General features: G+C 71.3%; 19 protein-coding genes and 3 pseudogenes. 12 read left to right on the top strand and 10 right to left on the bottom strand.

Going from position 1 to position 18,703, the window contains the following annotated elements:
* Nucleotides 1-94: 94 nt before the first annotated feature.
* The 3 genes from IE153_RS02480 to IE153_RS02470 all read left to right on the top strand — a co-directional run bounded on the left by IE153_RS02480 (nucleotide 95) and on the right by IE153_RS02470 (nucleotide 2,663).
* Nucleotides 95-1,525, top strand: coding sequence for a S8/S53 family peptidase (locus IE153_RS02480; RefSeq protein WP_189587998.1), 1,431 nt, complete (start codon nucleotides 95-97; stop codon nucleotides 1,523-1,525).
* 62 nt (nucleotides 1,526-1,587) lie between these two features.
* The gene (locus IE153_RS02475; RefSeq protein ID WP_097222155.1) at nucleotides 1,588-2,163 is read left to right on the top strand and encodes an RNA polymerase sigma factor; all 576 of its coding nucleotides are present in this window, start codon (nucleotides 1,588-1,590) and stop codon (nucleotides 2,161-2,163) included.
* A gap of 20 nt (nucleotides 2,164-2,183) precedes the next feature.
* Entirely contained in the window at nucleotides 2,184-2,663 is a 480-nt protein-coding gene (locus tag IE153_RS02470) for a hypothetical protein (protein ID WP_189588530.1), read from the top strand.
* Between the two features lie 99 nt (nucleotides 2,664-2,762).
* Here IE153_RS02470 and IE153_RS02465 read toward each other — a convergent pair whose 3' ends face one another.
* On the bottom strand, nucleotides 2,763-3,551 hold the full coding sequence (locus IE153_RS02465; protein WP_189587994.1) for an N-formylglutamate amidohydrolase: 789 nt from the start codon (nucleotides 3,549-3,551) through the stop codon (nucleotides 2,763-2,765).
* A gap of 81 nt (nucleotides 3,552-3,632) precedes the next feature.
* On the opposite strand from IE153_RS02465, the gene IE153_RS02460 reads away from it, so the two are divergent.
* On the top strand, nucleotides 3,633-3,974 hold the full coding sequence (locus IE153_RS02460; RefSeq protein WP_189588529.1) for a DUF5713 family protein: 342 nt from the start codon (nucleotides 3,633-3,635) through the stop codon (nucleotides 3,972-3,974).
* A gap of 88 nt (nucleotides 3,975-4,062) precedes the next feature.
* Here the strand turns inward: IE153_RS02460 and IE153_RS02455 are convergent, their stop codons facing one another.
* Nucleotides 4,063-6,282, bottom strand: a complete 2,220-nt coding sequence (locus tag IE153_RS02455; protein ID WP_189587992.1) for an NADP-dependent isocitrate dehydrogenase — start codon at nucleotides 6,280-6,282, stop codon at nucleotides 4,063-4,065.
* 187 nt (nucleotides 6,283-6,469) lie between these two features.
* On the opposite strand from IE153_RS02455, the gene IE153_RS02450 reads away from it, so the two are divergent.
* Nucleotides 6,470-8,014, top strand: coding sequence for a M1 family metallopeptidase (locus IE153_RS02450; RefSeq protein ID WP_189587990.1), 1,545 nt, complete (start codon nucleotides 6,470-6,472; stop codon nucleotides 8,012-8,014).
* 68 nt (nucleotides 8,015-8,082) lie between these two features.
* On the opposite strand, the gene IE153_RS02445 is transcribed toward IE153_RS02450, so the two are convergent.
* Both IE153_RS02445 and IE153_RS02440 read right to left on the bottom strand, forming a co-directional pair.
* Nucleotides 8,083-9,180, bottom strand: coding sequence for a mechanosensitive ion channel family protein (locus tag IE153_RS02445; protein WP_189587988.1), 1,098 nt, complete (start codon nucleotides 9,178-9,180; stop codon nucleotides 8,083-8,085).
* 234 nt (nucleotides 9,181-9,414) lie between these two features.
* Nucleotides 9,415-9,576, bottom strand: a pseudogene (locus IE153_RS02440) (crotonase/enoyl-CoA hydratase family protein); the annotation flags it as partial.
* Here IE153_RS02440 and IE153_RS02435 point away from each other — a divergent pair.
* Nucleotides 9,575-10,080, top strand: a pseudogene (locus tag IE153_RS02435) (Tn3 family transposase); the annotation flags it as partial. The pseudogenes IE153_RS02440 and IE153_RS02435 sit on opposite strands and share 2 nt — an antisense overlap.
* A gap of 150 nt (nucleotides 10,081-10,230) precedes the next feature.
* Nucleotides 10,231-10,362, top strand: coding sequence for a hypothetical protein (locus IE153_RS42270; protein ID WP_268251701.1), 132 nt, complete (start codon nucleotides 10,231-10,233; stop codon nucleotides 10,360-10,362).
* Between the two features lie 81 nt (nucleotides 10,363-10,443).
* Here the strand turns inward: IE153_RS42270 and IE153_RS02430 are convergent, their stop codons facing one another.
* The gene (locus tag IE153_RS02430) at nucleotides 10,444-10,809 is read right to left on the bottom strand and encodes a hypothetical protein (RefSeq protein WP_189587986.1); all 366 of its coding nucleotides are present in this window, start codon (nucleotides 10,807-10,809) and stop codon (nucleotides 10,444-10,446) included.
* Nucleotides 10,810-11,232: 423 nt separating this feature from the next.
* Here IE153_RS02430 and IE153_RS02425 point away from each other — a divergent pair, with 423 nt between their 5' ends.
* The gene (locus IE153_RS02425) at nucleotides 11,233-11,796 is read left to right on the top strand and encodes a restriction endonuclease (RefSeq protein ID WP_229828672.1); all 564 of its coding nucleotides are present in this window, start codon (nucleotides 11,233-11,235) and stop codon (nucleotides 11,794-11,796) included.
* Nucleotides 11,797-11,879: 83 nt separating this feature from the next.
* Here the strand turns inward: IE153_RS02425 and IE153_RS02420 are convergent, their stop codons facing one another.
* Nucleotides 11,880-12,152, bottom strand: a complete 273-nt coding sequence (locus IE153_RS02420; RefSeq protein ID WP_229828670.1) for a hypothetical protein — start codon at nucleotides 12,150-12,152, stop codon at nucleotides 11,880-11,882.
* Between the two features lie 420 nt (nucleotides 12,153-12,572).
* Here IE153_RS02420 and IE153_RS02415 point away from each other — a divergent pair, with 420 nt between their 5' ends.
* Together IE153_RS02415 and IE153_RS02410 are read left to right on the top strand one after the other, a co-directional pair.
* Nucleotides 12,573-12,857, top strand: coding sequence for a hypothetical protein (locus IE153_RS02415; protein ID WP_189587985.1), 285 nt, complete (start codon nucleotides 12,573-12,575; stop codon nucleotides 12,855-12,857).
* Between the two features lie 122 nt (nucleotides 12,858-12,979).
* On the top strand, nucleotides 12,980-13,318 hold the full coding sequence (locus IE153_RS02410) for a hypothetical protein (protein WP_229828669.1): 339 nt from the start codon (nucleotides 12,980-12,982) through the stop codon (nucleotides 13,316-13,318).
* A 190-nt stretch (nucleotides 13,319-13,508) separates the two neighbouring features.
* Here the strand turns inward: IE153_RS02410 and IE153_RS42265 are convergent, their stop codons facing one another.
* The 4 genes and pseudogenes from IE153_RS42265 to IE153_RS02395 all read right to left on the bottom strand — a co-directional run bounded on the left by IE153_RS42265 (nucleotide 13,509) and on the right by IE153_RS02395 (nucleotide 15,995).
* The gene (locus tag IE153_RS42265) at nucleotides 13,509-13,637 is read right to left on the bottom strand and encodes a hypothetical protein (protein ID WP_268251700.1); all 129 of its coding nucleotides are present in this window, start codon (nucleotides 13,635-13,637) and stop codon (nucleotides 13,509-13,511) included.
* An 8-nt stretch (nucleotides 13,638-13,645) separates the two neighbouring features.
* The gene (locus IE153_RS02405; protein WP_189587983.1) at nucleotides 13,646-13,921 is read right to left on the bottom strand and encodes a hypothetical protein; all 276 of its coding nucleotides are present in this window, start codon (nucleotides 13,919-13,921) and stop codon (nucleotides 13,646-13,648) included.
* A gap of 464 nt (nucleotides 13,922-14,385) precedes the next feature.
* Nucleotides 14,386-14,916 (bottom strand): annotated as a pseudogene (locus IE153_RS02400) (crotonase/enoyl-CoA hydratase family protein); the annotation flags it as partial.
* 95 nt (nucleotides 14,917-15,011) lie between these two features.
* A complete protein-coding gene (locus IE153_RS02395) occupies nucleotides 15,012-15,995 on the bottom strand; it encodes a lysylphosphatidylglycerol synthase transmembrane domain-containing protein (protein ID WP_438817891.1) in 984 nt (327 codons plus the stop codon).
* Nucleotides 15,996-16,211: 216 nt separating this feature from the next.
* Between IE153_RS02395 and IE153_RS02390 the strand changes: the two genes are divergently transcribed.
* Together IE153_RS02390 and IE153_RS02385 are read left to right on the top strand one after the other, a co-directional pair.
* Nucleotides 16,212-18,107, top strand: a complete 1,896-nt coding sequence (locus IE153_RS02390) for an ABC transporter ATP-binding protein (protein WP_189588527.1) — start codon at nucleotides 16,212-16,214, stop codon at nucleotides 18,105-18,107.
* 74 nt (nucleotides 18,108-18,181) lie between these two features.
* On the top strand, nucleotides 18,182-18,685 hold the full coding sequence (locus IE153_RS02385) for a hypothetical protein (RefSeq protein ID WP_189587981.1): 504 nt from the start codon (nucleotides 18,182-18,184) through the stop codon (nucleotides 18,683-18,685).
* The last annotated feature ends 18 nt before the right edge of the window (nucleotides 18,686-18,703 follow it).

Genomic DNA, 18,703 nt, shown 5'->3' with positions numbered 1-18,703 from the left:
GTGTCGAGCTGTATCAAGGGACGGCGAGGCGGCTCATGTTGACGACCGCTCAGCGGAACCGGTCGACGCCGTCGCACCAACGGGAGGACCCGCCATGGCACCTCAGCGATTCCACGAGCAGTTCGACCAGATCCAGCGCTCGATGCCGGACGTCCCCCTGGCGATGGGCCCGGACGACTCGGCGGAGTTCATGTACGAGAAGGGTGTGGTCCTCGTTCGCGACGGCGAGGAGGCCCGGATCGTGGAGGACACGGTACGGGCGCACTTCACGGCCGCACCCGACCTCGATCAGGAGCAGATCCGCCGGGCGGGCCCGCAGACCAACCGCAGTGGCATCACCCGCATCCGTGTCGGCGACCCCGGCGAGGGCGCCCGGGACGCCGACCGGGCCGTCGCCCACGCCCTGCGCTCCGTACGGGAACAGGAGTCCCGGGCCGGGCGCCGGATGGTCGCCCGCAACCACGTGGTGCACATCGCGGTCAACGCCTGCCCCGGCGACGAACCGGTCCCCGCCCCGCTCAGCGAGCCGCCCAATCCGGCCGCCGCCGACACGCCCCACGACCCGGACACCGCCGTCGGCGTCCTCGTCGTCGACACCGGCCTCATGCACGACTACCGCTCCTGCGGCCTGCTGGCCCACACCGACGGCGACGCCCAGCTCCAGGAGTGCGACGACCAGGGGATCCTCCATCAGTACGTCGGCCACGGCACGTTCATCGCCGGGCTCGTCGCCGCCGTCGCGCCCAACACCGACATCTCCGTCCGCGGCACCCTGAACGACGCCGGAGCCATTCTGGAGTCGGAGTTCGGCGAGAAGCTCTTCGAGGCCGTCGACGCCGGCGGCTGGCCCGACGTCCTCAGCCTCTCCGCCGGCACCTCCAACGGCCGCACCGACGGTCTGCTCGGCGTCGAGAACTTCATGCGGGAACTGCGCGAGCAGCGCACCCTGCTGGTCGCCGCCGCGGGCAACAACGCCAGCGCGGCGCCCTTCTGGCCCGCCGCCTACGCCGATCTGCCCGGCTGGGAGGACTCCGTGCTGTCGGTCGGCGCCCTGCGCAGCGACGGAGAGTTCGGCGCATGCTTCACCAACCATGGCCCCTGGGTGAAGGTCTACGCCCCCGGAGAGCGCCTCACCAGCCCCCTCACCGGCTTCGACTCGCCCGTCCCGTACGTGTACCAGCACTCCACGTACGACGCCTGCCGCTACGGCTTCTCCTACGGTTGCACCTGCCAGCACCCCCGCCACAGCGGCGTCTTGAGCGACGAGGGCGACGCCGCCAAGCCGGACCAGGTGATGTTCGAGGGGTACGCGCAGTGGAGCGGCACCTCCTTCGCGACCCCCGTGACCGCCGGCCTGGTGGCCGCCCACATGACGGCGCACAAGGAGTCCGACCCGCGCACGGCCCGGCGGCAACTGCTCGCCGCCAACGCGGAGTTCGCGGAAGTGCGCGGCGCGCACGTCCCGGCACTGCGTCCGCCCACCTGGCGCCCGGTCCCGGTCGTGCGCCTCGGCGCCGGGCTGTGAGGGCCGGAACCGTCCCCTCCACGGCGTACGATGACGTGCCGTATTCGAGGGGTGGGGCTGCCGTGGACCGTACTGATGCCGGCGCGCTCGTCCAGGCGGCCGCCGACGGTGACGCGGGGGCCTGGAAGGCGCTCGTGGAGGGGCTGAGCCCGCTGGTGTGGTCCGTCGTCCGGGCCCACCGGCTCTCCGACGCCGACGCCCACGAGGTCTATCAGACGGCCTGGTTCCGCTTCGCCCAGCACCTCGGGCGGATCCGTGAGCCCGGCAAGGCCGGCGCGTGGCTGGCCAGCACGGCCCGCCACGAGTGTCTCAAGGTCATCAGGAACTCCCAGCGGCTGACCCTGACGGACGATCCGCGGCTGCTGGACCGGGTCAGCGAGGACGGCACCCCGGAACAGTCGCTGCTCGACTCCGAGGAGGCCGCCGCGCAGAGCGAACGCGTACGGCGGCTGTGGCAGGAGTTCGAGGAACTGGGCGAGCGGTGCAGGCAGTTGCTGCGCGTGCTGATGGCCACGCCGCCGCCCAGCTACCAGGACGTGTCCGCCGCGCTGGGGATCGCGGTGGGCAGCATCGGGCCGCTGCGCCAGCGCTGTCTGCGGCGCCTGCGGGCCCGGCTCGAGGCGCGGGGGGCGATGTGAGCGACGTGAACGACACGGACATGAACGACGACGGCCTGTCGGGCGAAGAGGACTGGGGCGACGAGGAGTTCGACGCCGGGTTGCTGGAGGAGGAGCTGCGGCAGGCCGCCGCCGTCCTCGACCCGGTGCCGGCGGAGCTCCAGCAGATCGCGGTCGACGCCTACGCGCTGCACGACCTGGACGCGCGTGTGGCCGAGCTGACCTTCGACTCGCTGGTCGACGCCCTCCCGGTCCGGGGCGCCACCGACGTGCCCCGGATGCTGACCTTCCGGGCGGGCGAGGTGACCGTCGACGTGGAGGTGACCGCACGGGGGCTGATGGGGCAGGTGCTGCCGCCCCAGCCGGCCCGGATCGAGGTCCTCGGCGGACCGCGTCCCGGCTCCCCGCTCACGGCCGACGACCTGGGCCGCTTCACGGGCGATGTGCCTCTGTCCGGCCCGTTCGCCCTGCGGTTGCGGGCGGGCGAGGACGTGGTGGTCACGGAGTGGCTGCGGGCCTAGTCACCGGGCCGGGAGGCTGAGTCACGGGCCGGAGGGCAGAGTGACCGGACCCCGGGGCCCAGCCACCCGGCCGGGGCCCCGCATCACCGCCCGGCCGGCTCAGCGGGACACGGCGTCGACCAGCTCGGCCAGTGCCCCGCCGAGCCGTTCCAGCCCGGGCCCGGCGGGGCCGCCCGGCTCGGTCATGTAGGTGTCCCGGCGGATCTCCACCATGAGCGCGCTCACCTCGGGCCGCTTCCCGTAGAACTCCAGGGGAACGTAGGTCCCGCTGAACGGCGTGTCGAGCTCCGTCTCCCCGAACGCCTCCCGGGCGGCGTCCAGCAGCGCGGGAGGCGTGTGGAAGGAGTCGGTGCCGAGACAGACCGCCGGGCGGGGCCCCTCCCCGTGCAGCTCGTAGGGCAGTCTCCGGCTCGGGTAGGAGTGCACGTCGATGATCACGGCCCGGCCGGTGGCCGCCAGCCGGTCCGCCACGGCCTCGGTCATCGCCCGCGCGTAGGGCAGGAAGTACCGCTCGACGAGCGGCCCGGCCTCGACGCCCTCGGACCGCAGCGCGTCGCCGTGCGTGGTCCGCGTGTACACCGCCCCCATCCCGACGGCGAGCATCTCCTCCCGCTCGTCCGGGAACCGCTCCGGGTCGACGACCAGCCGCGACAGCCGGTTGACGAACCGCCACGGTGCGACGCCGGCCAGCCCGGCCGCGACCTCGGCGATCCGGTCCGTGTGCGCGTCCGTGATGTGGTCCAGCTCCCGCGCCAGTTCCTCGTCGCCGAGCGCGATTCCCGCGCGCACGCTCCGTGGTATCTCCCGCGCGGCGTGCGGCACATGGAGGATCACCGGGGACCGCCCGGCCCCGGGCAGCAGCTCGAAGGGCGGCGGGGCATCGGTCACGAGGCGGCTCCAGGGGCGTTGTCAGTGGTGTCCGGCAGGATCAAGGTGCCACATCGACCGACCATCGAGGCCGAGGACGCCATGCCGATCAGCAACCAGCGGGTGAGCACCCATCCGTTCCTCCGGGGCCTGTACGACGACGGCTACTACCCGGACCACGTGCTGGACCGCGGCCGCGCCGTCCTGCTCGCCCTGTGCGAGCGCATCGAGCGGGAGCGCCCCGCCGGCCTCGCCGCGCTGTACGCGCTGACGCAGGCGGCCACGGAGGAGTTCAACGACCTGGAGGCCGCGTTCGAGGCGGCGGGCAGCGAGATCGAGACGGTGGCGCGGGAGGAGATAGCCGAGGACTTCGCCTTCGTCGCGTCCGCGTACGGCTTCCCGGACGCGGACGTGGAGGAGCTGATCGCCACGCGGGAGTGGTGAGGTCCGGGGGAGGAGCGCATACGACTCCGCCCCGGCCGGGCGCTGTGCCGGCCGGGGCGGAGTCAGCGGGCCGAAGGGGCCCGGAGCGTCAGCTCAGGGACGCCAGGGCCTCGTTCCACGTGGTGGACGGGCGCATGGCCTCCGCGGCCTTCGCCGGGTCGGGCTGGTAGTAGCCGCCGATGTCGACCGGCTTGCCCTGCACGGCGCTCAGCTCGTCGACGATCTTCTGCTCGTTCGCGGCGAGCGTCTCGGCGAGCGGGGCGAAGGCCTTCGCCAGGTCCGCGTCGTCGCTCTGCCCGGCCAGTTCCTGCGCCCAGTACAGGGACAGGTAGAAGTGGCTGCCGCGGTTGTCGATGCCGCCGACACGCCGGGTCGGGGACTTGTCCTCCTCGAGGAAGGTCGCCGTGGCGCGGTCGAGGGTGTCGGCCAGGACCTGGGCGCGGGCGTTGCCCGCCACCTTCGCGAGCTGCTCGAAGGACGGCACCAGGGCGAAGAACTCACCCAGGGAGTCCCAGCGCAGGTAGTTTTCCTTGACCAGCTGCTGCACGTGCTTCGGCGCCGAGCCGCCGGCACCCGTCTCGAACAGGCCGCCGCCCGCCATCAGCGGGACGACCGACAGCATCTTGGCGCTGGTGCCCAGCTCCAGGATCGGGAACAGGTCGGTCAGGTAGTCGCGCAGCACGTTGCCCGTGACCGAGATCGTGTTCTCGCCGCGGCGGATGCGCTCCACCGACAGCTTCGTGGCCTCGACCGGGTTGAGGATCCGGATGTCCAGGCCCTCGGTGTCGTGGTCGGCGAGGTAGGCGTTGACCTTCGCGATCAGGTTGGCGTCGTGCGCGCGGGTCTCGTCCAGCCAGAACACCGCCGGGTCGCCGGTGGCGCGGGCGCGGGTGACGGCCAGCTTCACCCAGTCCTTGATCGGCGCGTCCTTGGTCTGGCAGGCGCGGAAGATGTCGCCGGCCGAGACGGTCTGCTCGATGAGCGCGGTGCCGTTGCCGTCGACCAGGCGGACGGTGCCCGTGGTGGGGACCTCGAAGGTCTTGTCGTGGCTGCCGTACTCCTCGGCCTTCTGCGCCATGAGGCCGACGTTCGGCACCGTGCCCATGGTCGACGGGTCGAAGGCGCCGTTGGCCCGGCAGTCGTCGATCACGGCCTGGTAGACGCCCGCGTAGGAGGAGTCCGGCAGGACCGCGAGGGTGTCGTGCTCCTGGCCGTCCGGGCCCCACATGTGGCCGGAGGTACGGATCATGGCCGGCATGGAGGCGTCCACGATGACGTCCGAGGGGACGTGCAGGTTCGTGATGCCCTTGTCGGAGTCGACCATGGCCAGCTCCGGGCCCTCGGCGAGCTCGGCGTCGAAGGAGGCCTTGATCTCGGCGCCCTCCGGCAGGCCGTCCAGGCCCTTCCAGATGCCGCCCAGACCGTCGTTCGGGGTCAGGCCGGCCGCGGCGAGCTTGTCGCCGTACTGCGCGAACGTCTTCGGGAAGAAGGCGCGCACCACGTGGCCGAAGACGATCGGGTCGGAGACCTTCATCATCGTCGCCTTCAGGTGCACCGAGAACAGCACGCCCTCGGCCTTGGCCTTGGCGACCTGCGCGGTCAGGAACTCGCGCAGCGCGGCGACGCGCATCACGGAGGCGTCGACGACCTCGCCGGCGAGCACAGGTACCGACTCGCGCAGCACCGTGGTGGTGCCGTCGTCGCCGACCAGCTCGATGCGCAGCGCGCCGTCCTCGGCGATCACGACGGACTTCTCGGTGGAGCGGAAGTCGTTCTGGCCCATGGTCGCCACGTTGGTCTTGGACTCGGCGGTCCAGGCGCCCATGCGGTGCGGGTGGGACTTTGCGTAGTTCTTGACCGAGGCGGGGGCGCGCCGGTCGGAGTTGCCCTCACGCAGGACCGGGTTCACGGCGGAACCCTTGATCTTGTCGTAGCGGGCGCGGATCTCGCGCTCCTCGTCGGTCTTCGGGTCGTCCGGGTAGTCCGGCAGCGCGTAGCCCTGGCCCTGCAGCTCGGCGACGGCGGCCTTGAGCTGCGGGATGGACGCCGAGATGTTCGGCAGCTTGATGATGTTGGCGGCGGGCGTCTTGGCGAGGTCACCGAGCTCCGCGAGGGCGTCCGGGATGCGCTGGTCCTCGGTCAGGTACTCCGGGAAGACGGCGATGATGCGTCCGGCCAGCGAGATGTCGCGGGTCTCCACGGCGACACCCGCCTGCGACGCGTACGCCCGGACCACCGGCAGGAAGGAATACGTCGCCAGGGCGGGGGCCTCGTCAGTGTGCGTATAGATGATGGTCGAGTCAGTCACCGGGTGCTCCGCTCCACGTCTGCAACATTGCTCGACATCAAGATATCTCGTGATCGACCTCGTCTCGACAGGGGTCCGCGACCAGTTTCGTGCAACCGATCGCCCCGCTCCCGTGTCTGGGAGAGAGATCACTCACTCCAAGCCACGGCCGGACCTGACCACCCGGCCGTCCGAGCGAAAGCGGACCATGAGATATCGCACCAGAGTGACGGCCCCGGCGGTTGCCCTTCTCGGCACGGCGGCGGCTCTGACCACGGGGATCCCGGCCCAGGCGGCCGGCCGGACCGGCGCCGGCCCGGGCCCCGAGACCCTCGGCGACCCCGTCTACCCCGCCCTCGGCAATGACGGATACCGCGTCTCGGCCTACCACCTCGACTTCGCGTACGACGCCACGACCAAGCTCGTCGAGGCCACCGCGACCCTGACCATCCGTACCACCCAGGCCCTCAGCCGCCTCTCCCTGGACGCGCGCGGCCTGGACATACGCTCCGTCCGGGTCGACGGCCGCACGGCCGCCTTCGAGCAGGTGGCCGAGAAGCTGCGGGTCACCCCCGTCCGGCCGCTCGCGGCGAAGGCCCGGGCCACGGTGTCGGTGACCTACGGCGCCGACCCGCGCCGGACCCCGCCGCCCGCCGGCGGCTGGGTGGCCACCCCGGACGGATTCGCGGTGTGCTGCCAGCCGGACCTGGCGCACACCGTCTTCCCCTGCAACGACCATCCCTCCGACAAGGCCGATTTCACCTTCCGCCTGACCGTGCCCGCCGGGCTGCGCGGCGTCGCCAGCGGCCGGCTGGAGCGTACCGAGCAGCTGTCCGGCGACCGCACCGCGTACACGTACCGCTCCCGCTCGCCGATCGCCACCGAGGTGGTGCAGATCACCGTCGGCGACTACGTGATCAAGGACCGGCAGGGCCCGCACGGGCTGCCGCTGCGGGACGTGGTCCCCGTCGCCCGGGCCACCGCGCTGGAACCGGCCCTGGCGCTCACCCCGGCCCTGGTGGCGTGGGTCGAGCAGCGGCTCGGCGCGTACCCCTTCGAGACGTACGGCCTGCTGCCCTGCAACAACGACGCCTCGAACGCCTTCGACTTCACCGGCCTGGAGACCCAGACCCTCACGCTCTACAAGCCGAACTACCTCCTCCAGGAGGAGAGCAAGATCGGCTCGCACATGATGCACGAGCTGGTCCACTCCTACTTCGGCAACAGCGTCAGCCCCGCCACCTGGGCCGACCTGTGGCTGAACGAGGGCCACGCCGACTTCTACGGGCTGCTGTACCGCTACGAGCGCGGCTGGGCGGACTCGCTGGGCCTGACCACGCTGGAAGCCCGCATGAAGCACACCTACGCCCAGGGCGACCAGTGGCGTCGCGACTCCGGGCCGGTGGCGGCGCCCAACGCGGCCAACCTGTTCGACAGCCAGCGCTACCTCGGCGGCGTGCTCGTGCTGTACGCGCTGCGGCAGCAGGTCGGCGAGGCGGCCTTCACGGCCCTGGAGCGCGCGTTCCTTGAGCGGTACCGCGACTCCACCGCCTCCACGCAGGACTACATCGCCGTCGCCTCCGAGGTCTCCGGCCAGGACCTCACCGGCTTCCTGCGGGACTGGCTGTACGGCACGAAGACGCCGCGGATGCCGGGGCACCCGGACTGGACGGTGACGCCGGTGAAGGCGTCCCTCTCGGCGCCGCGCGACCGGAGGGACAGCCACCACCACGAGAACTCCGCGACGCTGTGACACACCGGGGCGCCTCGGCCGGGCCCGCGTGCCTCGGCCGAGGCGCCCCTGGTCCGCGCCGGCGCGCCTCAGTCGAACCGGGCGGTGCTCAGCCCGCCCGGCTCGATCTCGCCGGTCCGCTGCTGCGGGATGACGACCCCGCCCTGCTGGAGCGCCACCGTCCGGGCCGGGGCGGGGATGCGGATGCCCTCCGCGCGGTAGCGCTTGTGCAGGCGCTTGATGAACTCGTGCTTGATCCGGTACTGGTCGCTGAACTCGCCCACGCCCAGGATGACGGTGAAGCCGATGCGCGAGTCGCCGAAGGTGTGGAACCGGATGATCGGCTCGTGGTCCGGCACCGCGCCTTCGACCTGGGTCATCGTCTCGGCGATGACCTCGTTGGTCACCCGCTCCACGTGCTCCAGGTCGCTGTCGTAGGCCACCCCGACCTGGACCAGGACGGTCAGCTGCTCCTCGGGGCGCATGAAGTTGGTCATGTTCGCCTGCGCGAGCTGGCCGTTGGGGAGCACGATGAGGTTGTTGGACAGGTTGCGGATCGTCGTCTGCCGCCAGTTGATGTCCTCGACGTAGCCCTCCTCGCCGCTGCTGAGCTTGATGTAGTCGCCGGGCTGGACCGTCTTGGAGGCAAGGATGTGGATGCCCGCGAAGAGGTTGGCGAGGGTGTCCTGAAGCGCCAGCGCCACCGCGAGACCGCCGACCCCCAGGGCGGTGAGCAGCGGCGCTATGGAGATGCCCAGGGTCTGGAGCACCACCAGGAAGCCGATCGCCAGGACCAGGATCCGGGTGATGTTGACGAAGATCGTGGCCGAACCGGCGACCCCGGAGCGGGACTGCGTGACCGTGCGCACCAGCCCGGTCACGACCCGGGCCGCCGACACCGTCGCGACGAAGATGAGCAGCACGGTGAGCACCTGGTTGGTGGTGTGCTGCACCGTGCGGGTCAGCGGCAGCACCGCCGCCGCGCCCGCCACGCCGCCCACGACCGCGGCCCAGGGCACCACGGCCCGCAGCGCGTGCACGATGACGTCGTCGCCGGTCCAGCGGGTGCGGTCTGCGTGCCCGCCCAGCCAGCGCAGCAGGATGCGCAGCGCGAACGCCGCCAGCAGGCCCGAGCCGAGGGCGATGCCGGCGAACAGCAGATCGTCCACGGTGAGTGCCCGGTTCACCGGTCACCTCCGGGGCGGGGAGCTGCCGCGAACGCCGTCACCGGCGGCCGGATGTGAAGTTTCGTCACGTCGTCACCTGCTCGTCTTCCGGGATGTCCGAAGGTGCCCGACCACCCTGACCTGCGGTCGGCACGATCGTTCATCCTGCCGTATCCCGTACGGGGTTCCGTACCGGAGACGGGGGTGAGCGGAGGGTGAGTTACTGCACATGACGTGCTGTCACGCCCGGCTCGCTCACTGGTCCGTGAACGACCCGTGCCGGCCCTCGCCGGAGGCGAACCGGGCGGCTCCTTCGAGGCTTTCGGCGAGGACGCCCGCGCCGTGCCGGAACTCGGCGTGCAGCGCGGCCGGTTCGTCCAGGCCCTCCTGGTCCAGGACGGAGGCCCGGTCGGAGCGCCGCAACCCCAAGTACTTCGGGCGCCGGGGTGGCGCGACGTGGCTGAACATGATCAACGACCAGGCGGCGGGACTGGGAGGGAAGGTGGTGGCCGGCGCCCCGCGCGACTCGCTGTAAGTGCTGGACGTCCTCTACGACCGGGACGGCGGCAAGCGCCCGGAGACGATCGTCACGGACACCGCCTCGTACAGCGACATCGTCTTCGGACTCCTCATCCTGGCCGGGTTCGCGTACGCGCCGCAGCTCGCCGACCTGCCGGACCAGAAGATGTGGCGCATCGACCGTACCGCCGACTACGGCGCCTTCACCGACGCCGCCCGTGGTCGGGTCGATCTCGCCCGGATCGAACGGCAGTGGGAGGACATCCTGCGGATTATCGGCTCCATCCACACCGGCGCCGTGCGCGCGAACGACGTGATCCGGATGCTGTCGAGGGACGGGCGGCCGACCCCGTCAAGGCGCAGGCCAACCTCCAGGAGGGCCGCCACGCGCTCGCCCGGAAGTCGACCAGTCCCGCAGTGCGGCCATCACTTCGTCTCGTCACGTACTCACACAACGACGGTGCTGTAAGACGGTTTACATGGCAAGCTGCTTTACAGTGCCCGGGCCGGAATGCGTCCCCGAATGTCCGGATCGCCCCCGTACTGGGGGAGTTGGCCGGATTGGTCCTCGGTGTCAGTGGCCATGGTTGCCGTCGCCGTATGGCGCTGGACGACGCGATCGGCAAGGCGAGGCAGGAGCGGGACGTGGCGGAAGCCGTCGTCCGCTACGAACGCGCGGACTGACCTGCAGACAGCATAGGGCCCCGGACGATTCGCCGTCCGGGGCCCTGTGCTGTGTCTGCTTGCTGCGCGGGATGAGTCCCATCAACGGGGAGCGGCCGGGATCGACGCCGACTGCGAAGGGGTGGTGCCGGCCGGTGCCTTGCTGCTGGTTCCCGGTCCGCCAGCCAGGGCCAGCAGTAACAGGAGCAGTAGCAGACCTCCGCTCCCGGTGCCCGCGACCGCGGCGATGGTGCGCGGGCTGATGGACCGGTTATGCCCGCGCACGCGGGTACCGTCGGCGCGGTAGTAGGGGCGGACGTAGGTTGTCGGTCCGGTGGGGACCGGGCGGGGCCTCGGGGTGGCGCGTCGGGGTGCCGTGCGGGGCTGTGCGGTGCGCGGCCGGGTGCGGCGGTTGTGGCCTTTGACGTAGGTGCCGTCGCGGCGGTAGTGGGGGCGTACGTAGGTCACGGGCGGTCCTCGGCGGTGAATGGGGGCAGTGCCCCCAGGCGGGGCCGGGTGTTACTCGGCGCAGCATTCGACAGTAGCGACCGGCACTGACAGTCCAGGGCGGCCAACTCAACGACCGTGCGCAGGCGTTGGGCGTCGGCCAGCGCTTTTCAGACGGGTGATCCCGACGGCGGGCCGACTGTCAGCGCCGGGTGCTGTCATGAGAGCGGCGGGGAGCTGCGGACGAGGGGGAGATGTGCCCGGGAACAGGGGATACGAAGACGTCGATCACACTGGCCCGGGTGTGTGCGGGACGCCGTGCACCGTGGCGGCGGGGGCCTGTCGGTGAGCCCGCGTCGGCGGCGGCGCAAGAGCGACGAGCTGCTCATCGCGCTGGGCGGGCTCGTGGTAGTCGGATTGATGCTGGTCAAGGTCGGATAGTGGGTGTGGGCGCACTGGTGGGTCCTGGTCGTGCTCGGCCTGCTGGCGCTTCTCGCCCTCGCGGGCTGGATCTACCGGCAGATTGACCAGATGCGGTCCGCGCAGCTGCGGGTCGAGGGCCTGACCTACTCGCTCGGCCAGTTCGACGCCATGCACCACAGCGCCTTCGAGATCGCCATACGTGACCTGTTGGCCCGGGACGGCTCCCGCGACGCGCTGCGCTGCGGCGGCCGGGGCGACCTCGGCGCCGACGTGAAGGGGCACGATCCGCTCGGCCGGTTGTGGGTGATCCAGTGCAAGCACCGCAGGAAGGGGCTGGACGGCTCGGCTGTCGGTACTCCGGAACTGCAGACGCTCAACGGCACCGGCCGGCCGGTGCACGGCGGCGACGTCGTCGTGATGGTGACCAACGCAGGAATCTCCGGGCCTGCCCGCGACTTCGCCCGGCAGCAGCGCCTGCACCTGGTCGACCGGCGCGTGCTAGAGCAATGGGCCCGGGGCGGGCGACCACTGTGGGAGATCCTTCCGGCTGTCCCACCGCCCCGGAAGCCTCCACAGCTTCGCTGAGCTTCATAGCAACGGTGGGCGGGACCAGTTGGTCCCGCCCACCGTCATGTCGCCTCGCGCCCGGAGCCCGGTCGTCTGCCCTGCTAGGGGGTGCTGGGCTCGCCACTGATGCGGGCGATGGTCTCGGCAAAAGCGCGGTGATCGGCGACGGCGTGCCGGGCACGCGACCAGGGCCACCCGAAGAACTGCCGCTGAACCGGCACGTACAGCGCAAGCAGCAGCTCCACCTTGGTGGCCTCCTCCCGTCCGGACAGCACGACCGCACGCGCGTGACCGGCGTAGTCGATGGCGAACCGGAAGATGCGGGAGTTTGGCCAGCTGCCGGCGTACGTCGCGGCGTTGTTGAGCATCCACACGGTGGCCTCGTCGAGCTGCCGCGCATGACGGGCGTCCAGTCGGGATCGTCGGCTATCGCGGTCGCAGATTTCGAGACAGGCATGTTGGTCATGTAGCCCGGGGCGATTGTGCCTGACAGATATCAGCGGGTTGTTCAGGTACGTGCCGATTCTGCGCTCGGTCGGCCGGCGACGTACGAGCCGCCCCCGGCGCCTCCCGTTGCTGCTGGCCCGTGGCGTACCCCTGCGGTGCGGGACGTCGTCCCGAACGGGAGTACAGGGACCGGTTTCGCCCGAACCACTTCGTGGACACACTCACTCGCTCCGTACGCGACTGCAGGGAGTGCTTCGACCGAAACACCTAAGAGGATCGGCGCGTTCGTTCGACACTTGCGCGGTGTGATGAACTGGCCACTGATCACCAGTGAAGCAGGGGGAAAGATGACGGACGCGGAGCAGCTCCGCCAGGACGGGCACCTGATCGAGAAGTGGGCGGTCGGGTGGATGCTGCTGTCCCTAGCGCTGTGGGCGTGGTTCGGCTACCGGTTCCTGCTGGACGACGACCGGGGACGCTTCGCGCCCACCGAAGGCGGCCGCGCGCTGGTGGGCATACTCGCACTGGCGGTCATCCCGACGATCATTACGGCGGCGACCCTCGTGTACGCCCGGGTCCTGTTCCGCCTGGCTAGCCGGACTACGGGGCAGAAGGCGGGTGAGGGATCCTAAGGCTGGCCTTGATGCTGTTCCGGCACGCCCTACATGCCTGAACTGCCCACAGGGAGTCACCCGCCCGTGCAGTGGAGAAGGGCACCGACGGTGAGCTGCGGGGCGGCCGGTAGCGTGCGGGCATGGCGACGACGGGGAAGCGGCGGGTCTTGTACAGGCAGGGCAGCGGGTTCTGGCGGATGACGGCTAAGTGGGTTCTGGTCTTCGGGGCCCTGCACCTCTTGGACGGCGGGCTGCTCCGGTCGTGGGGCGACGCTCTGGTCTGGCCGTTGATCGGGATCCTGCTGTGGGTGCCCTTCGGGGTCGGTGTCGTCTGGCATCCGAAGAAGGATCAGCGCGTCGAGCTGACGGCGCGTGAACTGCGGGTGCGACGCAAGCGGCTGCCGATGGAGCAGGTGAACTCTGATCCTGAACCCGCCCCAGCAGGGGTGACGACCACCTTCATGGCCACGGCCCCCTGAGCCCAGCGAGGTACGTAGGCTCTGGCCGAACGTGTGTCCAGGAAGTGTTTCGACCGAACCACTTCCTGGACACGTTGCCGAGTTCTGAACGTCCGTCCCGGAAACGGTTCGATCGAACCGTTTCCGAAGTTGCACTTGCCTAACTTGCCTGACGGGGAGACCCCCTGTCTGGCCTGGCAGTCGGCTCCGTTCAGGCGTCGGGGTCGCCCCACCCGTACTCCGCGACGTACTCGGCGAATGCCTCGTCGTCGAAGTCCACAGGCAGCAGCTCCGGCTGAAACAGGTCGCTGTCCGGGTCGAGTGCTTCGGAGTGCGCCATCAGCTGGACTAGGAATGTCTGCGCGGCTTCCAGGGCCTGCGGGTCGTCGAGTCACATCCCGAACTCCAGGCTGTCCTGGACCGGTGGGTGGCGTTCACGCTGCCCACCCACAGCCGCTCCGGGCGGAAACCGAGGACATCGGCGACGCCGCCCAGGGCGTCCTCGTCGTGCCACCACATCTCGCCGAGCAACATGATCTTTGTGTGGAGGAAGGGCGCCATGCCCCCCTTCGGCTGGCGGCGGAACCCGATGGTCCGCAGCGGCGGGATCACCGGGTCGGGCATCGATGAGCCCGGTCCGAGCCCGGTCCCAGCACCTTGGCGCGGTCGTTCTCCCGCCAGTCCAGGTCGGTCAGCCCGGCGAAGACACTGGTCGGCATTCCGTTGTCGCCGTCGGCAAGCGGCTTGAGCTTGCCCAGCTTCTCCAGGTCGCGTTCTCTCGGGGGGGGCGGGGTTCCTTGTGTCTCACCCCGTGCAATGGGTGCGAATCCGGGGTGCGAAGCGGTGACGGGGAGCAGTTCGTGGGTGCCCGCGGGGCCGTCGGAGTCGCGGGAGGCGAGCCAGCCGCCGAGGGTGAGGCGGTCCTGGGCGCGGTGCATGGTCGAGCGGCCGTGGCCGGTGGCCAGCGCGGCGCGGCGGCAGTCGAGGGCGAGCACCGTGGTGCCGGCGCGCAAGGCGAGCAGGCAGCGGAGGCATCGAGCGCCGTATCGCCAACGCCTGACGTCACGGCAAGCCGTGATAAGCCGTGACACCAAGCGGTTGACCAGCCCCATGCCGTGGGCCTCGGCGGCGGTGACGGGGCGGCCGGTGAGGATCAGGTCGAGGGCGCGGCTCGTGCCGATCAGCCGGGGCAGCCGTACGGTGCCGCCGTCGATCAGGGGGACTCCCCAGCGGCGGCAGAACACGCCGAACACGGCGTCCTCCTCGGCGACGCGCAGGTCGCACCAGAGGGCCAGCTCCAGGCCTCCGGCCACGGCGTGCCCGGCGACGGCGGCGATCACCGGCTTGGACAGCCGCAGCCGGGTCGGCCCCATCGGGCCGTCGCCCTCCGGCTCGACCCGGTTGCCGCGCTCGGTGCCGAGTGCCTTGAGGTCGGCGCCCGCGCAGAACGTGCCGCCCTCGCCCCACAGCACCGCCACCCGGGCCTCGTCGTCCGCGTCGAACTCCCGGAAAGAGGCGATGAGTTCCGCCGCGGTCGGGCGGTCGACCGCGTTGCGTGCCTCGGGGCGGGAGAGGACGACGGTGGTCACATGGCCCTGGCGTTCGGTCCGCACCGGCATGGTGAAGTCCCTTCTGCATGACGGAATCGGCACGCTACCCGGGTCGGATCACCTTCAGCCGAACCCGGCACGGATCACCTTCAGCCGAACCCGGGTCAGATCACCTTCAGCCGGACCAGCGCCGCCAGCGTCAGCGCGCCCGGCACCAGCGGCAGCCAGACGGTGATGACCCGGAAGGCCAGGACCACCGCGGTGGCCACCGCGGCCGGGCCGCCCGCCGCCACCAGCGCCATGACGAGCGCCGCCTCCACCGAGCCGATGCCGCCGGGCGTGGGCACCAGCGCGACGGCGACCGTCGCCGCCAGGTAGGCCACCGCCATGTGCGCGGCCGGGACGTCCAGCCCCAGCGCCCGCCCCACCAGCACCAGGACGGACGCCTGCAGGGCCGGGAAGGCGAAGGACCCGCCCCACAGCGCCAGCGCCCGCGCCGGACGGGTGTGTACCGTACGCGCCTCGCCGAGCGCCGTCCGCAGGAACGAGACCAGGGCCGACCGCAGCCGCTTCACGAGGGCGAGCACGGTCACGGCGATCACGAGCACCACCGCGACGCCGGCCAGCAACGGGCCGAACGCCGTCTCCGGCACCAGCGCGCCGAGCCGCAGGGCGTCGGGGAACGCGACGAGCAGGGCGCCCAGCAGCGCCACCCGGCCGATGCTCTCGGCCAGCAGGTACAGGCCGAGGGCCGCCGAGGAGCGGGCGAGCGGCAGCCCGCACACGGTCATGAACCGCAGGTTGACCGCGCTCGCCCCGAGCCCGGTCGGCAGCAGGTGGTTGGCCGCCCCGGCCGCGAACTGCGTGGCCAGCAGCCGTCGTCGTGGCAGCCGCTCGACGACCGCGCCCTGCCGGGTACAGGAGGCGGCGACCCAGGTCAGGCAGGTCGCGCCGGCCGCGGCCAGCAGCCAGGGCCACTCGGCGGTGCCCAGATGCGCGAAACCGGCGGCCAGCACCGACCGGTGCTGCACCGCGACCACGGTCACGAGCAGGAGCGGGAGCAGACACAGGATCTGCCGCAGGCGGCGGACCGGGACGCGACGGGGGAGTCGTCCCGGGCGGAGTTCGGGGAGTTGTACCGCTGTCACGTCCGAAGAGGCTGTCCAGGCCGTGCCAACTGCGGGTTGCGGGAGCGGGGACTGGGGATTGCGCGCGGAAAGCGGCTGGGTGGGGAGCGTCATCGGGGCCTTTGCGCGGAGGGACGGGGAAGAGGGGGGATCGGGCTGATTGTGCGGGATGTCGGGGAAATGTGCGAGCTCCTTGACCTCAAGATTGCTTGAGGTTCTACCGTCGCTCCCATGAGCATGGAGACCACGGCGTGGACACAGCTGCACAGTGTCATCAACGCCGAACAGGACCGCCGTCCCTTCGCCTTGGCGACCCTGCGCCGCATCGGCGCGTTCGCCCGCCCGCACCGGCGCCGCATCGCCCTCTTCGTCCTGCTCGGCGTGGGCACCGCCCTGCTGGCCGTGGCGACACCCGTCCTGGCCGGGTGGGTCGTGGACACGATCGTGTCGGACGGCGACGAGGGCAGGGTCGTACGCCTGGCCCTGCTCATCGCGCTGATCGCGGTGGCGGAGGCGGCGCTGGGCATCCTCGGCCGGAGACTGTCGGCGACGCTCGGGGAGCATCTGATCCTCGATCTGCGGACCGCCGTCTTCGACCATGTGCAGCGCATGCCGGTCGCGTTCTTCACACGCACTCGTACGGGCGCCCTCGTCTCCCGGCTCAACAACGACGTCATCGGCGCCCAGCGCGCGTTCAGCAACACCCTCTCCGGAGTGGTCAGCAACCTCGTCACGCTGCTGCTCACGCTCGCGGTGATGCTCACGCTGTCCTGGCAGATCACCCTGCTCGCCCTGGTGCTGCTGCCGGTGTTCGTGATCCCGGCCCGGCGGATGGGCAGCCGGATGGCCCGGATGCAGCGGGAGGCGGCGACGCTGAACGCCGCGATGGGCACCCGCATGACCGAGCGGTTCTCCGCCCCCGGCGCCACCCTGGTCAAACTCTTCGGCCGTCCCGAGGAGGAGTCACGGGAGTTCGCCGAACGGGCCCGCAGGGTCGCGGACATCGGGGTCCGGACGGCGACCGCCCAGGCTGCCTTCATCACCGCTCTCACCCTGGTCTCCGCCCTCGCCCTGGCCCTCGTCTACGGCCTCGGCGGCTGGTTCGCCCTGCGCGGCGCCCTGGAACCCGGCGCGGTCGTGTCGCTCGCCCTGCTCCTGACCCGGCTCTACGCGCCGTTGACGGCGCTCGCGGGGGCACGCGTCGAGGCGATGAGCGCCCTGGTCAGCTTCGAGCGGGTCTTCGAGGTCCTCGACCTCCGGCCCCTCATCGAGGAGAAGCCGGACGCGCGCCCGGTGCCCGACGGGCCCGTGGCGGTCGAGTTCGACCGGGTCCGCTTCGGCTACCCCGCCGCCGACAAGGTCTCCCTGGCCTCCCTGGAAGAGGTCGCGTCCCTGGACAAAAGGGGCGGTGACGAGGTCCTGCACGGCCTGTCCTTCCGCGCCGAACCCGGCCAGACCGTGGCGCTCGTCGGCTCCTCCGGCGCGGGCAAGTCGACCATCGCCCAGCTCATGCCGCGCCTGTACGACACCGACGAGGGCGCCGTGCGCATCGGCGGCGTCGACGTCCGCGACCTCACGGCCGGATCGCTGCGGCAGACCCTCGGCATGGTCACCCAGGACGGCCACCTCTTCCACGACACGGTCCGCGCCAACCTCCTGCTCGCCCGCCCCGAGGCCACGGAGGACGACCTGTGGGACGCCCTGCGCCGGGCCCGTCTCGACGACCTCGTGCGGTCCCTGCCCGACGGTCTCGGCACCGTGGTCGGCGAACGCGGCTACCGCCTGTCCGGCGGCGAGCGCCAGCGCATGACCATCGCCCGGCTGCTGCTGGCCCGGCAGCGCGTCGTCATCCTCGACGAGGCCACCGCCCACCTCGACAACACCTCCGAGGCCGCCGTCCAGGAAGCCCTCACCGAAGCACTCGAGGGCCGGACCGCCGTCGTGATCGCCCACCGCCTGTCCACCGTCCGCGCGGCCGACCAGATCCTGGTCGTCGAGGCCGGCCGGATCGTGGAGCGGGGCACGCACGAGGAACTCCTCGCGGCGGGGCGGCGGTATGCGGAGCTGTACCGCACCCAGTTCGCGGGACCGGCCGACGGAACGCGGGGCGAGGCGGTGGAGGAGGCCGCGTGAGGCGTGAACGCCCGCCCGGACCTGTGCGTACTCCTGTCGAACACCTGCCGAGAGCCCGCACCCGGAGAGGCGACGTGTCCCAGCAGCAACCGACCGCACGATCCCCCCGCCGCACCCCCTCCCGCGCCCACCGGCCGCGCGCCCTCGCGGCGGCCGGCGCCCTGGTCGTCCTCCCCCTCGTCACGGCCTGCGGCGGCGGTGGCGACGGCAAGGGCGCGGACGGCGGCAAGCCGGCGCCGAGCGTGACCGCCGCCCCCGCCGCCGGAGTCGTCGCACCGGCCAAGGTGGAGGTGATCGCCGGGCTGACCGGCTGCAAGGCGAAGATCCGCATCGACGCCGACGAACTGCGCCAGGGCCTGTGCCACACCAAGAAGGCCGACTACCTCATCACCACCTTCCCCGAGGAGAAGTTCAAGGAGACCTGGCTGGAGGAGGCACGCGTCTACGGCGGCAAGTACCTCGTGGGCACGCGCTGGGTGGTCAGTGTGAAACCGGCACTCCTGGAGTCCTTCCGCGCGAAGCTCGGCGGCACGATCAGGGAGTTGCGGGGCATCGGCCCCAAGCCGGGCGGGCGGTGACAGTTCTCTTTCGATTTC

Origin of the sequence: Streptomyces massasporeus (assembly GCF_014648995.1) — a bacterium.
GTDB classification, from domain to species: domain Bacteria; phylum Actinomycetota; class Actinomycetes; order Streptomycetales; family Streptomycetaceae; genus Streptomyces; species Streptomyces massasporeus.
This window is presented reverse-complemented; position numbering and strand designations above follow the sequence as displayed.